Annotated in this window: 8 protein-coding genes; all 8 read left to right on the forward strand. The window is 38.0% G+C overall.

Translation table 11 applies throughout. The features are described 5' to 3' along the window. The first annotated feature begins 47 nt into the window (after positions 1-47). The 8 genes from Q4534_RS00805 to Q4534_RS00840 all read left to right on the forward strand — a co-directional run bounded on the left by Q4534_RS00805 (position 48) and on the right by Q4534_RS00840 (position 15,660). On the forward strand, positions 48-1,394 hold the full coding sequence (locus tag Q4534_RS00805; RefSeq protein WP_303611260.1) for a TolC family protein: 1,347 nt from the start codon (positions 48-50) through the stop codon (positions 1,392-1,394). A gap of 3 nt (positions 1,395-1,397) precedes the next feature. Further along, positions 1,398-2,648 carry an efflux RND transporter periplasmic adaptor subunit gene (locus Q4534_RS00810; RefSeq protein ID WP_303611261.1) on the forward strand — a complete coding sequence of 417 codons (1,251 nt, stop codon included), beginning with the start codon at positions 1,398-1,400 and terminating at the stop codon, positions 2,646-2,648. A gap of 52 nt (positions 2,649-2,700) precedes the next feature. After that, positions 2,701-3,396: an ABC transporter ATP-binding protein gene (locus Q4534_RS00815; protein WP_303611262.1), complete on the forward strand. Its 696-nt coding sequence runs from the start codon at positions 2,701-2,703 to the stop codon at positions 3,394-3,396. Between the two features lie 48 nt (positions 3,397-3,444). Then, positions 3,445-5,841: an ABC transporter permease gene (locus tag Q4534_RS00820; protein ID WP_303611263.1), complete on the forward strand. Its 2,397-nt coding sequence runs from the start codon at positions 3,445-3,447 to the stop codon at positions 5,839-5,841. An 89-nt stretch (positions 5,842-5,930) separates the two neighbouring features. Continuing rightward, a complete protein-coding gene (locus tag Q4534_RS00825) occupies positions 5,931-8,363 on the forward strand; it encodes an ABC transporter permease (RefSeq protein ID WP_303611264.1) in 2,433 nt (810 codons plus the stop codon). 11 nt (positions 8,364-8,374) lie between these two features. Beyond that, the gene (locus tag Q4534_RS00830; protein ID WP_303611265.1) at positions 8,375-10,771 is read left to right on the forward strand and encodes an ABC transporter permease; all 2,397 of its coding nucleotides are present in this window, start codon (positions 8,375-8,377) and stop codon (positions 10,769-10,771) included. Between the two features lie 93 nt (positions 10,772-10,864). Then, positions 10,865-13,234, forward strand: coding sequence for an ABC transporter permease (locus Q4534_RS00835; protein ID WP_303611266.1), 2,370 nt, complete (start codon positions 10,865-10,867; stop codon positions 13,232-13,234). 11 nt (positions 13,235-13,245) lie between these two features. Next, entirely contained in the window at positions 13,246-15,660 is a 2,415-nt protein-coding gene (locus Q4534_RS00840) for an ABC transporter permease (RefSeq protein WP_303611267.1), read from the forward strand.

The raw sequence follows: 15,660 nt of genomic DNA on the forward strand, positions 1-15,660 counted from the left end.
AATTGTGGCATACTGCTGGTATATGAGTTTCTCAGAATGATTAACCTATGGCACTAAAATTAAAGACATTTCTACTTCTGTTAAGCATAATCAACTTTAAGTTGCAGGCACAGGCTTCTTGGACTTTGGAAGAATGTGTGGCTTACGCCCTAGAGAATAATCTTGAAGTAAAGGATTATGAATACGTTTCCCAAACGGAAAATGAAAATTACAGGCAATCTATCCGGAATCTTCTTCCCAGAATAGATGCTTCAACAGGGTATACTATCAATTATGGTAGAAGTACAGATCCTTTTACCAATGACGTGGTAACAAATGAATTCTTTTCCAATGGCTATTCTTTGAATTCCTCAATTGATTTGTTTCAGGGATTCTTAAAGATGAATGCCATCAAAACGTCAAGATTCATTTTTGAGGCAAGTTTGCAGGAGTCATTGCAGCAAAAGTATTTGCTGGCCTTTAGGGTGATGCGGGCATTTTATGATGTCCGGTTTTTTGAGGAGTTGATTGTCGTAAGCAAGGGACAGGTAAGTGTATCACAAGCCAATTACGACTTGGTTAAAAGACAAATTGAATTGGGATTAAAAGCAGGTGCTGATCTTTATGAGTCTGAGTCCCTATTATTGTCTGACAAATTGGTCCTTACTCAAAGCCAAAACAAACTGGAACTGGCTAAACTTCAATTGGTGCAAGCCATGAATTTAGAAGACAGGGAAAATTTTTCCATTGCAAAGAAAAGGGATAATCAGGATTTAGATTGGGTTTTTCACACCATACATACAGATTCTATATACAGGCAAGCCGAAAGTTTTTTGCCTATGCTCAAGGCACAAGGGTATAGGGTTGACGCCGCCCGAAAGCAAGTGGCTGTTTCCCGTTCTTTGCTATATCCCTCCCTTTCAATGTATGCAAATATTGGCACAGGGTATTTCCAAACTACCAGAGACAGCATGGGAAATACCATAGAATTTAGGAATCAAATTCGCGACAATACCTATAGGTCAATAGGATTGAGTTTAAATATACCTATCAGTAGGGGCTGGGCCGGTAGATCTGCGGTCAAGCAGAGTAAAATAGCGCTTAGGCGGACTGAAAACAACTTTAAAATTCAGAAACAACAGGTTTATAATGATATTCAGGAGTTGGTAGTAGAAAATAGGGCTTTGCAAAAAGAATATGCCCAAAGTCTTCAGAAGCTAAAAGCGCAAGAGCTTGCTTTCCTAATCGCCCAAAGAAAATATGAAAAAGGCTTGGTTAGTGTATTAGAATTGACCAATGCAAAAAACCTGTTTGCCGCGGCACAGAATGAAAACCTAGAGGTAGGTTTAAGCCTAGAAGTAAACAACAGTACCATAGATTTTTATAGGGGAGTATCCCTTTTTAACATTCAATAACTTATGGATATTATACTTGAAAAGAAAAAAGGCCTAAGGCCAAAACATTACGGATACATTGCCCTTGGAGCATTGTTGATCTATGCAGCTTATCAGCTATGGTTTACTAGTTCTGTTGCTACTTTCCGTACTGAAAAGGGTAAATTATCTATAGCTGAGGTGGTAGAGGGTAAATTTGATGATTATATCACCATCAATGGAAATGTAGCCCCCATTGCCACCATTTATATGGATGCCTATGAAGGTGGGCGGGTAACTGAGAAATTAATAGAAGAAGGAGCTACCGTCAAAAAAGGTGACATTATTCTGGTTTTGGAAAATAGGAATCTTTACGAGCAGATCTTGGCAAGTGAAAGTAACCTTGCCCTCAAACAAAATGATTTAAGGTCTACTAAATTGGCCTTCGATTCCCGGCAAGTAGAAGGCAAAAAATCCCTTGCAACAGCCAGCACTAACTTACAAAGGTTTAAAAGAAATTATGAGCAGAACAAAGCCTTGTATGAAGAGGAGTTGATTTCCAGAGAAGAATACCTGATCGCTAAAGAGGATTATGAACTTTCTGAAGAGCAATATGCAATTGTGAAACTACAGACGGAACAGGACAAAGAGTTGCGTGAAACTTCTTTATCCGGTCTTGATACAGATTTGGAACGCATGAAAAAAACTCTGTCGATGGTGTATGAAAGATTGGATCATTTGAATGTGCGTGCTCCTGCAGATGGACAGTTGGGTTTCCTTGATGCAGAAATTGGTCAGAGCATCGCTCAGGGAGAACGCATTGGTCAGATCAATGTATTGACTGATTATAAGATTGAAGCGGATATTGATGAGCATTATATTGACCGGGTTCAGAGAGATTTAAGGGCGGAATTAGAAAGAAACAATAATGATTTCAACTTGCGGCTTAGGAAAGTTTACCCGGAGGTGAGAAGTGGGAAATTTAAAGTGGATCTGGTATTCACATCAGACAAACCAGAAAACATAAGAACAGGACAAAGCTATAATATTAAATTGCAATTAGGAGAGTCTTCTGATGCCATTTTGTTGCCCAAAGGTAGTTTTTTCCAAAGTACAGGTGGACAATGGGTCTTTGTAGTGAATACGGAGGGTGATGAAGCAATTAAAAGAAACATTAGAATAGGCAAGCAAAATGCAAGGTATTATGAGGTCCTCGAAGGTTTAGAGCCGGGAGAACAAGTAATTACCAGCAACTATGACAATTTTGGTGAAGCAGATAGAATTGTGCTTAAATAATCAACATAAAAAGGCATTTTCTAAAATTAGGTATTGAAAAAAATAATTAACGATGATAATCATTAAAGATTTAGTAAAAAGCTTTCGTACAGAAGAGGTTGAAACTTTAGCCTTAAATAAAGTGAACCTCAAAGTAGAGTCGGGAGAATTTGTGGCCATTATGGGCCCCTCAGGATGTGGGAAATCCACCTTGCTTAACATCATAGGCATGTTGGACAACCCAACAGAAGGCAGTTACAATTTTGCTTCAAATGAGGTGGCAGGACTCCGTGAAAATCAAAGAACACAGTTAAGAAAAGGGAACCTGGGTTTTGTGTTCCAAAGCTTTAATTTGATTGATGAGTTGACCGTATTTGAAAATGTGGAGCTGCCACTAATTTACTTGAAAATGGGTAAGGCAGAACGCAGAGAAAAGGTAATACAGGTTTTGGAGCGAATGAAAATTGCCCATAGGGAAAAGCATTTTCCACACCAATTGTCCGGGGGACAACAGCAGCGGGTGGCCATTGCAAGGGCTGTGGTTACCAAGCCAAAGTTGATATTAGCCGATGAGCCAACAGGAAACCTGGACTCTAAAAATGGTTTGCAAGTAATGAACTTGCTTACTGAGCTCAATCAGGAAGGAACTACTATCGTAATGGTGACCCACTCGGCCCATGACTCACACTTTGCCCATCGAGTGGTTAATCTTTTTGATGGACAAATTGTCACCGAAAGTCAAAATAGGGCCATAGGTGCTGCACTGTGATTATTATTCAAATACCATGATAAATTAATCCCTGATAATCCTTCAAAAATGTTTAAAAACTACCTTAAAATAGCTTGGCGAAGCCTTCTGAAAAATAAAGCCATTTTTTCCATCAATACTGTTGGATTGGCTTTGGGCATCGCATCCTGTGTCATTATCTCTCATTTTGTGCTGGATGAATTGAGCTATGATCAGTACAATGATAAGGTAGATCAGATTGCAAGGATTGTTTTTAGAGCCAAGGTAAATGGTGAGGAAATAAAAGAAGGGGTGGTGATGGCCCCGGTGGCTCAAGCGGCAAAGAATAACTTTCCCGAAGTATTGGATGCAACTAGAATTCGAAGGTTAGGAACTCCAAAGATCACTGTCGGTCAGCAGGCCTTTAGAGATGGAAGATTTGCCTACGTAGATCCAAATTTCTTCGAAATCTTTAGCCTGCCTATTATAGCCGGGGATGCTGGAAACCCATTGGAGCAACCGAATACGGTCGTTATAACAACAACATTGGCTGAAAAGTATTTTGGAACCAAAGATGCAATAGGGAAATTGTTTTACCTGGAAAGTCAGGAACAACCCTATACCATTACAGGTGTAATTGAGGAGATGCCTGAAAATGCCCATTTTCATTTTGACCTCTTTGCTTCAATGAAAGGATTCCCTGAAGCCAACAGTAATTCTTGGTTCAAAGGTAACTTTTTCACCTATCTCTTGCTAGAAAAGGGATTTGATCACCAACAATTGGAGGCCAAACTGCCGGGTTTGATTGGGAAATATATGGGGCCTTCCATGCAGGAAGAAATGGGGGTGTCCTTTGAAGAATTTACCAAAGACAACCAACTTGGTTTTGCTTTACAAGCGCTCAGTGACATTCATTTGCACTCCGACAATGCCTCGTACAGTGAATTGGAAGAGGGAGGAGACATAAAGTATGTTTATATTTTCAGTGCGATAGCCCTGTTTATGCTTTTGATTGCTTGTGTCAATTTTATCAACCTCTCTACCGCTACAGCCACTAAGAGAGCGAAAGAGGTGGGGATTCGAAAGGTATTGGGCGCAGATAAACAATTACTTTTTTATCAATTTATATCCGAAGCTTTTATCGCAAGTTCAGTAGCCATGCTCCTTGCAGTGGTTTTCATAATTCTAATACGTCCATTATATGTGGATTTCTCCGGAAAAGGACTGGAATTGTCCTACTTTTTGCAGCCACAGTTGCTATTGGCTTTGCCTGTATTTACTTTATTAATCAGTTTATTGGCAGGAAGTTATCCGGCCATCTATTTATCTTCCTTTCGTGCCATTCAAGGATTAACCAATAGTGCTTCGGGGGGATCAAATAAAGGTTTGCGAAGTGCCTTGGTGGTATTTCAATTTGTAATTTCTGCAGGCTTGATTTTGTCAACTTTGGTAGTCAATCAGCAAATGAAATATATTCAAAACAAGGACTTGGGCTATGATAGGGAGCAGCTTTTGGTTATTAGGAATGCCTATCTGTTGGAAAATAACCAAGAGGCCTTCAAAAATGAGTTGATGAAAAATCCCAAAGTAAGCGCTGTCACCCAGTCTTCCTTTGTGCCAGCAGGCCCTTCGGACAATAATGTGACACAGATTTACATTAATGGGCAGTTTAATCGGCGCATGCCTGTTTTTAATATAGACGAAAATTATATTCCTACAATGGAAATGGATATGGTTGCAGGAAGAAATTTTTCAAGAGATTTCGGCGCTGATTCATCCAATGTAATCATTAACCAAACGGCAGTTGAGGTTTTTGGATTTGGAGAAGATCCAATAGGAAAAACCATCTCAGATGGGACCCATACAAGTACAGTAATAGGCGTGGTAAAAGACTTTCACTTTAAATCTTTACACCAACCCATAGAGCCTTTGTTGATGTACTACAGACCGTATGGTGGCTTGCTCGTGAAAGCCAAACCATTGAACATGAAGGCTCTAATTGCGGAAACCCAATCAATGTGGAATTCTTTCGGTACTGCAGAACCTTTTGGCTTTTCCCTTATGGATGAATCCTATCAAAGGGCTTATCAAACGGAACAAAATATGGGGAAGGTTTTAAATGGCTTTGCACTGCTAACCATAGTAGTTGCCTGTTTAGGTCTTTTTGGTTTGGTCACTTATACCTCCGAACAGCGATACAAAGAAATTGGAATTAGGAAAGTGCTGGGAGCATCTGTCTTGCAGGTGATTGCCATGTTGACCAAGGATTTTCTTCTATTGGTATCCATATCCTTTCTGTTTGCTTTTCCCTTGGGTTATTACCTGATGGAAAATTGGCTACAAGGTTTTTCCTACCGCATAGCTATACATTGGTGGATTTATGCTTTGGCAGGCTTTATCACGCTTTTTATAGCATTTACCACGATTGGTTATAAGAGCTTTAGGGCGGCCAGTCTTAATCCTATCAAAGCAATAAAAGAGGATTAAAAAGTATGGCTAAGGACTCAGTAGGTTTAAATAATAGTGAATTGCTTCTTGAACTTTCCAGAACGCAATAAAAATTAAAGGTTGAAATCATGTTTAGAAATTATCTTAAAATTGCCTGGAGAAGCTTGAAGAAACAACCTTTCTTTACCTTTCTCAATACCTTCAGCCTTACCATAGGTATTGCGGGGGGCATGCTAATAGCTCTATATGTATACGATGAATTGAGCTTTGATAAAATGTTTGTTGATTCTGACCGCATTTACAGAATCAATTCGGATATAAAATTTGGTGGAGAGGTCATGCAACTAGCCGAAACCGGTGCTCCAATGGCCGGAACATTACGCAATGATTTTCCCCAAGTTGAAGAGGTTACCCGGATCAGGAATCAAGGAAGTTTACTTCTCAGGAAAACCGGTACTGAAGAAAACACCAAAGAAGAGCAGGTAGCTTTTGCAGATTCAACGCTTTTTGATTTTTTTGGAATAAACCTGTTGGTAGGGGATTCAAGAACTGCACTTACTGAGCCAAATACCATGGTGCTGACCAAAACAGCTGCGGAAAAACACTTCGGAGTTAAGAATGCATTGGGACAAAGCCTATTGGTGAACAATGAGGATACTTATACGGTAACAGGGGTAATGGACGACCTGCCCAAGAATAGTTTATTAAGAGATCATTCTCTATTTATGGCATTGGCCGGATACGAAGATGCTCAGCAAATGTTATGGACCAGCCACAATTATTTTACCTTCATCAAGTTGATACCGGGGGCTAGTATTGAAGATTTTAAAGCGCCTTTGCATTCCATCATGGAGAAATACATCTTTCCCTATGTTCAGCAATTTTATCCCGGAATAACAGAAGAATCCTTTGCCGCATCCGGTAATTATTTAAGGTACAGTACCATTCCTTTATCCGATATTCACTTGCATTCCAATCGTCACCATGAGCTCAGTGCCAATAGCAGTATTCAAAATGTTTATATACTTTCATTCATAGGATTGTTTTTAATTGTTTTGGCAAGCGTTAATTTTATGAATTTGTCAACGGCCTACTCACTTAAAAGAGCCAAAGAAGTTGGCATCCGCAAAACCCTGGGGTCTAACCGGTCTCAACTGATTGGGCAATTCCTGACCGAAGCCGTATTGATCTCTTTTATTTCTTTGCTGCTGGCCATTGGGATTGCAACTTTGGCACTTCCCTTTTTTAATACGCTTTCGGGGAAATCAATGAGTCTACCATATACAGCTCCTTATTTCTGGATCATTTTGTTTTCGGCTACCATACTATTAAGCCTCTTTTCAGGTAGCTATCCTGCGTTCTTCATGTCGAAATTTGTGGCTGCAAAAGTCCTTAAAGGAAGTGGACAAAACAGCATTGGGGGAGCAGGAGTTCGAAACTCACTTATCGTTTTCCAGTTTGCCATTTCGGTTTTATTGATCGTGGCTACTTTGGTTGTTTTTCAGCAACTTAATTTTATTCAGGGTAAAGACCTGGGCTATACCAAAGATCAAATTCTGATCGTAGATGATGTTTATGCAACTGGAAACCAAATTGAAGCCTTTAAAAAGGAAGTTCAACAGTTAGGTCAGGTGGCCAGTGTTTCTTTAAGTGGGTATTTGCCTACGCCTTCTTATCGACAAGATCACTCTTTCTTTAAAGAAGGATCCACAGCGCAGGAAAATGCCTTGCAAATGCAAAGGTGGATGGTAGACCATGATTATATATCCACCTTGAATATGGAATTAATTGCGGGCCGTGATTTTGACAAACGCTACCCTACAGATTCTACTGGGATAATCTTAAATGAATCCGCATTGGCAATTTTAGGGCTAAAACCCAAGGAAGCTTTGGGCTTGAGACTGTCCCGGGATTTAGGTGAAGAAAACCCAGTTTTCTATAAAGTTATCGGGGTAGTAAAAAATTTCAATTTTGAATCTTTAAGGGAAGATATTGGTGCATTGAGCCTTTCTTTAGGAAGTTCATCAAGTACAATGGCTGTTAGGATAAAATCCGGTGATTTTTCCAATACCATTACAGGAATAGCGTCAATTTGGACCAAAATGGCGCCCGGCCAACCTTTCAACTACAGGTTTATGGAGGATTCCTTCAATAGGGTTTACGAATCCGAACAAAAATTAGGACAGATCTTCATGGTATTTACTGTTTTATCCATAATGATTGCTTGTTTAGGCCTTTTCGGTCTGGCTGCTTTCAACGCCCAAAAGCGTATGAAGGAAATTGGTATTCGAAAAGTATTAGGAGCAAGTGTCGGGCAAATTACTTTCCGGCTGACAACTGACTTTCTGAAAATGGTCGGCCTATCCATTTTGATCGCCTTACCCATCGGTTGGTATACCATGTCCAAATGGCTTGAGGATTTTACCTACAGGATCGAAATTGGTTGGGGTATTTTTGCTTATGCTGCCATTTTAGCTGTAGGTATTGCCATTCTTACGGTAAGTTACCAAAGTATAAAGGCGGCGATAACCAATCCAGTTAATAGTTTAAGAACCGAATAAATCCGAAAACCATGGGGAGACATTATCTGAAAATTGCCTGGCGAAATATAAAGCGGAACAAGGGCTACAGCTTTCTGAATATCAGTGGTATTTCCATAGGTCTCGCTGCTTTTTGGTTGATTGCATTGTATGTAGCAGATGAGCTTAGCTATGATAAATTCTTTAGCAATTCGGATCAAATCTTTAGGGTTGTTCAGCATTCGAATTGGGACAATGGAAAAATGGAAATTGCCCTTACTTCTCCACCATTTGCAGTTGCTTTAAAAAATAAATTCCCTGAAGTGAAAGAGGCAGTAAGAATCAATATTGAAGGTGGCGACCTGATCAATTACGGCAATAAAAGTTTTAGTCAGGAAGACATTTGGCTTGCTGAAAATACTTTTTTTGAACTTTTTGATTATCCCTTCTTGCATGGAAATGGCGAAACAGCTTTAATAAATCCGGGAACCATGGTCATTACCGAAAGCCTTGCCATTAAAATATTCGGAGAAGCCTCCAAAGCAATCAATAAAACAATTGCCTTAGGCAATAATAAATTGCCTATCAAAATAACAGGAGTAATAAATGATATTCCAAAAAACTCCCATATGCTATTCAGTGCAATCCGTTCCTTTGCAAGGGAAGATCTAAGTAGTGAAAATTGGAATGCAGCGTATCTTTATACTTACCTCCTAATACAGAAAGGAACTGACCCAGAATCATTTGCAAACAAGCTTGTTCCTTTTGAAAAGGATCTGGCCAAACGAATGAATTTTTCTGATTTTAAAATAGAATTACAAGCACTAACGGATATTCATCTGTATTCTCATCTGGATTATGAGTTCAGTGCCAATGGCAAGGCTGAATTGGTCTACTTGTTTATTGTAATTGGATTCCTTGTATTGTTGATTGCGGTTATCAATTATATGAACCTATCTACAGCACGAGCTGTCATGCGGGTGAAGGAAATCGGAATACGAAAAGTGGTTGGATCTGAAATAAAACACCTCGTAGGGCTGTTTCTAAGCGAAGCAATTTTGGTCACCTTTATTGCTTCAATTTTAGCTTGTTTTATTGTTCAATTAAGCCTTCCTGTATTCAATCAATTGGCAGAAAAAGATTTGACTCTATTGTATTTTGGAGCCTTTAAAACCATTGGGATAATTGTCCTTTTTACTGTTTTGATTGGGGTTTTGTGTGGGAGTTATCCTGCCTTGTTTTTGTCAAGGCTTAAGATGATTCCTTCACTCAAAGGGCAGATAGTCAATATGGGGACAAGTATTTTCTTACGGAAAACACTTGTGGTAGTCCAATTTGTAATTACAGTCTGCCTGATTAGTGGTTCCTATATCGTTCATAAGCAGATGCAATTTGTCTCTGAAAAAGACCTTGGATTTGATAAAAACCAAGTGTTGATCAGCCATATTGATGATCCAAAAGTCCGAAGTAAAATACCCACATTGAAAGCAACACTCCTGCAAAGCCCTTTAGTAGAAAGTGCGGCTACTGCCGGTAATCCTTTAGGTACCAATTATCTAGGTAAATTTAATTTCTTTTTTGAGGTGGATGGAAAAATGCAAAGCACTGCCACTATGGCAAATTTTCTATACATCGATGAGGATTTTTTACCAACCAATGGAATGGAGTTATTACAGGGTAGGAATTTTTCAACTGATAGGGCAACAGATAAAGAAGGCACTGTAATCATTAACGAAACATTGATGAAATCCCTTGGCTATTCCGATGCCATTGGAAAGAAAATTAATTATAAATCCGGAAATGACAGCCTGGTAAATCGACATATTATCGGAGTGATCAAAGATTTTCATTCAACTTCTTTGCAGCATAAAATCGAACCTATGGTACTGTTGATGCCGCCGAATGATAGGGATAGAGACAATCTTTATATAAAAATATCAAAAGGTAAAGCACTTGCAGGAATCGCATTTGTAAAAAGTACAATGGAACAATTTGATGGGGAGAATAAAGCAAATGTCCATTTTCTCAATGAAAATTTCAACCAACAATACTTGGCTCAACAGAAGCAGGGGAGATTATCACTGGTCTTTACAGTCTTGGCTATTATCATTTCAGGTCTAGGGCTATTGGGGCTGGTGGTCTTTGTCACTGCTCAACGTAGAAAGGAAATTGGTATAAGAAAAGTACTTGGGGCTTCCGTTACCTCTGTAACCCTTTTGCTGAGCAAGGATTTCGGAAAATTGGTTGGGATTGCCTCTTTAATTGCCCTTCCCATTGCTTGGTTTGGCATGAATAGATGGTTACAGGACTTTGCCTACCACATTGAAATTAAATGGTGGATGTTTTTGCTTTCCGGAGGTATTGCTTTAGCTATCGCAATGACAACAGTAAGCTTTCAGGCATTAAAAGCAGCAATTGCAAATCCAGTTAAAAGTTTACGGTCTGAATAAAAAACTATAATAACTCTCGGTCTTTTGAGATAAGAACTATATGGTTAATTCCGTTTTAATTAGTAAATAATTTTTAATTATAATAAAGAAATAATGCTAAAATACTACATCAAATTTGCATTACGAAACTTCAGAAATAACAATGTAATTTTTATAGGGAGCATTCTAACCTTATCCTTAGCTGCCTTGTGTATTTCTTTATTGTATTCTTATGTGCCAGACCAATTAAACATGGATGGATTTCATAAGAATAAAGATAATATTTATGTAATTACTAAAAAGATTTCAGCCAAGAGTTTGCCAGAGGTTTTCGACCCTACCTTAAATTTAAATATTGAATACAAAGATTTCCCTGAATTGAGAAGTCATACGGGGGTAAGTAAATATTCTGATGGAGAATTATTATTTACCTATGACAATACAACTGTTTCAGCGGGAGGTTTGGTAACAGATAGCTTGTTTTTTAAGGTTTTTGACTTTAAATTATTGATAGGGGATGTCAACAATGTTCTGGATGAACCAGACGCCATTTTATTAACAGAGGACTTTGCTAATATTATCTTTGGAGAAGAAGATCCAATTGGTAAAAGCATTGACGTAGGTGATAGGAAGATAAAAAAATTCACAGTTAGGGGTATTCTAGACAAAGTACCTTTTAATAGTTCTATAGAGTTTGATTTTATTATGCCTCAACAATATAACGATCGCAATTTTTTCAACAGGATGGGTGGTAGTTTTATTTTGGTAGATAATAGCTTCGATGAGACTTTGTTTAAAGAAAAAATAAATCAATTTGAAGATAAATACAATCGATATCAAGAAACCACAGTGGATATTTTACCCTTTGATTATAAAGAGATAAATAAAAGCAATGTTCAAAGTATTGGTATTTTTAGTCGTTTAGTGAATGAAAAGAACCTGTATATACAAATTGTTATTATGCTGGTTATTCTTACTATATCTGCATTAAATTTTTCTAATTTACAAATTATAAATACAAATTCAAGAATAAAAGATGCGGCCTTAAAGATTGTAAATGGTGCTAATAAAAATCATATAGCAAAACAAATGTTTGTTGAAATGCTATTTTTGATAATAATAGGTACTATAATTACCACGATAGCTTACGTTTCAGTTTTACCAACCTTTACGAGCTTAACAAATATTTATCTTTCTCCCTCTTTATTGGAAGTTATTATAATAAACTTTGTGGTACTGTTATTAATAGCCACAATGGGTATGATTTATCCATTTATAATAGGGGGTAGAGTTCCTTTGGTAAATGGGTTGAAAAATATGGTTATAAACGATAGAAACCTTAAATGGAGGGGGACAATTGTTGTTTTTCAATACACATTGGCTTTTTTATTATTGATATCTTCTATGGTTGTAGCGAAGCAATTGTCTTTAATGCTGGATATGGATTTGGGATTTAATCAAAAAAATATATTGAGCGCAAAATTGTGGACGATTCCTTCAAATATTGAATCTAGAGAAGATTATGATAAATTTTTAACTAAGATTAATCTTGGTAAGAATGAATTAGGAAGGAATGGAAATATCAAATTCTTTGCAAAAGGTGATAAGCCTATCGACTCCTTTACAATGGATTGGAAGAATAAAAATGATGAAAATGAACTTGAAACCCATAATATGCTAAAGGTTTCTCCTAATTATAAAGAATTATTTCAATTGACATTATTAGAAGGTCGCTTTTTTGATAATGATATAGATCGTTCTCGTGAAAATAAGATTGTGATTAATGAGGCTGCAAAAAAGTATTGGAACATAAGAGATATCAACAATACTATAATGGAGCATGAATCCTGGGGAGATTATAAAATCATAGGTGTTGTACAAGATTTTAAATATCAACACCTTTCTTCCATAACCCAACCTTTAATTATGATTTATATGGAAAATATTGATGATCCTTATATTGTTGAATTTCATGAGGGTTCAATTGAAAGCGGATTGGAATTTCTTGAAAAATTTTTTAAAAATAATAATCCTCAAGCTTCGTTCAGCTATACATTTTTAGAAGATGACATAGCTTCACTCTATCAAAAAGAAAAGCAATTGGGTATTAATTACATATTGTTTACAGTTATTGCCTTGATTATTTCTGCAATAGGACTTTTTACTATCGCTATTTATGATACCCGCCGCAGGGTGAAAGAGATAGCAGTCCGCAAGGTAAATGGGGCTCAGGTTTGGGAAGTGATTTCCCTTTTGAATATCAGTTTCATAAGATGGGTTGGATGGGCATTTATTATAGCTAGCCCAATAGCCTATTTATTAATGCAAAATTGGCTCCAAAATTTTGCTTACAAAACCAGTATAAGTTGGTGGGTATTTGTCCTGGCTGGTGCGATTACCTTATTAATTTCTCTGGTGACAGTGAGTTGGCAAAGCTATAAAGCAGCGTATGCAAACCCAGTTAAAAGTTTACGAACCGAATAATCCATACAACCATGTACAAAAATTATCTAAAAATAGCCTGGCGAAATCTTACACGCAATAGGGGCTACTCTGCAATTAATATCGGAGGGTTGGCACTTGGAATGGCAGTAGTTATCATGATTGGTCTATGGGTACTGGATGAATTTACTTTCAATACCTACCATAAAAATCATGATAAGATTGCTCAGATTTACAATAGAACTAAAAATCTGGATACAAGTGAAATTGAGTCTTTTCCCTCTACGATATACACCATGGGTAGCGTTATAAAAGACAATTATTCAGATTATTTTACTCATGCAATACGTGCCACTTGGGTAGGGAATTATGTGTTGACCAATGATGGAGAAAATTACACCCAAACAGGACAGTTTATTGAAAGCGAAGCCTTAGAGATGCTTTCTTTCGAAATGATAAAAGGGGCTTATTCGAGTTTAGATGAGGTGAATGCAGTAGTTTTGTCTGAAACAGCTTCAGTCGCCATTTTTGGTGGAGAAGATCCAATTGGTAAATCTATAAAAATCAACAATGAGATGGATGCTGTCGTAAATGGCGTTTACAAGGATCTCCCCAAAAACAATAGTTTTGCCAATGTGAAATTCTTTGCGAATTGGAAATTGACAGAGGCCAATGAGCCCCAAAGATTCGAACGAGTAAAAACAGTATGGGACGATTGGTCTTTCCAGTTTTATGTACAATTGAGGCCGGAAATTGATTTTGAAACAGCCAATGCGGCTTTAAAGGATTTGTATTTTCAATACGGACCCGCGGAATCATTGGAAGGTTTTGAGAGACGTGGCCTACATCCTTTTGCTTATCCCATGGACAAATGGCATTTGTATTCTCAATTTGATGCTCAGGGAGAGCCTACAGAAGGTAGGATCACATTTGTGTGGTTATTTATTGCCATAGGTTTATTTGTATTGGTTTTGGCCTGTATTAATTTTATGAATCTCAGTACAGCTCGCTCTGAAAAGCGATCAAAAGAAGTAGGCATTAGAAAAACAGTGGGCTCCAATAAGCAGCAATTGGTCTTCCAATTTCTAAGCGAATCCATATTGATTTCAGGTATTGCCCTACTTTTCGCATTGACATTGGTACTGCTCACCATTCCATGGTTCAATGAACTTGCGGGAAAAAGTATGGAGATACCTTGGGCCAATCCATTCTACTGGGCATCCATATTTGGTGCTACCTTGCTTACAGGCTTATTGGCCGGTAGTTATCCGGCATTGTATCTTTCCTCCTTTAGTCCAATTAAAGTATTAAAAGGAACATTTAAAGCAGGAGCTTATTCTGCAGTCCCCAGAAAGGTATTGGTAGTCTTTCAGTTTGCCGTATCTATCATGTTGGCAGTAGGGACAGTGATTGTATTTAACCAAATTGAATTTACCAAGGACCGGCCAATTGGCTATGACCGAAGCAATCTTATTTCGATACAAATGAACAATCCTGAGTACAATGGCAAGTACAACCTTTTGCGGGATGATTTGATAAATACCGGAGTAGTAGAAGACATGACCCAATCTTCTTCCCCACTAATGGGAGTTTATAGCAATGGAGGTGGTGGCATCAGCTGGGAGGGCAAAGATCCTGAGATGACACCTGACTTTGGCATTTTACGGGTGACCCATGATTATGGGAATACAGTGGGATGGCAATTTCTGGAAGGTAGGGACTTTTCCAGGGACTTTGCTACTGATTCTTCTGCAGTTATAATCAATGAAGCAGCGGCCAAATACATGGGTCTAGAAAATCCGGTAGGAAGCTTTTTTTATTTTGGAAACGGTGACCGTGCAGAGATCATTGGCCTTACGAAGAACATGGTGATGCAGTCGCCCTATCAACCAGTAAAACAGGCATTTTTCTATATTGATTACGATAGGGTAGACTATATTAACATTAAAATAAAGCCCGAGGCCATCGCCAGTGATGCCATTGCCCAAATTGAAGAAGTTTTTGCCCAAGTGGTTCCCTCTGCCAAATTTGATTATGGTTTTGTAGATGAGGCTTTTGGTCAAAAGTTTGAATCCGAAGAACGGCTGGGCAATTTAGCGGGAGTTTTTACCCTTTTGGCCATTCTTATTAGCTGTTTGGGCCTTTTTGGCTTGGCTTCCTATGTTGCAGAGCAACGGACCAAGGAAATTGGTGTACGGAAGGTACTCGGAGCTTCAGTTTTAAATTTATGGCAGATGCTTTCCAAAGATTTTATTTCCCTAGTTATAATTTCCTGTCTGATTGCGATTCCTATCGTCTATTACTTTATGAGTCAATGGTTACAGAATTATGAGTACCGGATGAGTATTTCTTGGTGGACTTTTATTTGGGCAGTTTGCGGGGCATTACTTATTACGCTCTTAACGGTAAGTTTTCAAGCCATTAAAGCTGCAATTGCAAACCCTGTGAAGAGTTTAAGGACCGAATAA

This window comes from Cyclobacterium sp. 1_MG-2023 (assembly GCF_030546805.1).
Taxonomy (GTDB): domain Bacteria; phylum Bacteroidota; class Bacteroidia; order Cytophagales; family Cyclobacteriaceae; genus Cyclobacterium.

Excerpts from the sequence above, each read along its gene's own strand:
- Q4534_RS00820 (WP_303611263.1), top strand. The coding sequence starts at position 3,445 with ATGTTTAAAAACTACCTTAAAATAGCTTGGCGAAGCCTTCTGAAAAAT.
- Q4534_RS00825 (WP_303611264.1), top strand. The coding sequence starts at position 5,931 with ATGTTTAGAAATTATCTTAAAATTGCCTGGAGAAGCTTGAAGAAACAA.
- Q4534_RS00815 (WP_303611262.1), top strand. The coding sequence starts at position 2,701 with ATGATAATCATTAAAGATTTAGTAAAAAGCTTTCGTACAGAAGAGGTT.
- Q4534_RS00805 (WP_303611260.1), top strand. The coding sequence starts at position 48 with ATGGCACTAAAATTAAAGACATTTCTACTTCTGTTAAGCATAATCAAC.
- Q4534_RS00835 (WP_303611266.1), top strand. The coding sequence starts at position 10,865 with ATGCTAAAATACTACATCAAATTTGCATTACGAAACTTCAGAAATAAC.
- Q4534_RS00830 (WP_303611265.1), top strand. The coding sequence starts at position 8,375 with ATGGGGAGACATTATCTGAAAATTGCCTGGCGAAATATAAAGCGGAAC.
- Q4534_RS00810 (WP_303611261.1), top strand. The coding sequence starts at position 1,398 with ATGGATATTATACTTGAAAAGAAAAAAGGCCTAAGGCCAAAACATTAC.
- Q4534_RS00840 (WP_303611267.1), top strand. The coding sequence starts at position 13,246 with ATGTACAAAAATTATCTAAAAATAGCCTGGCGAAATCTTACACGCAAT.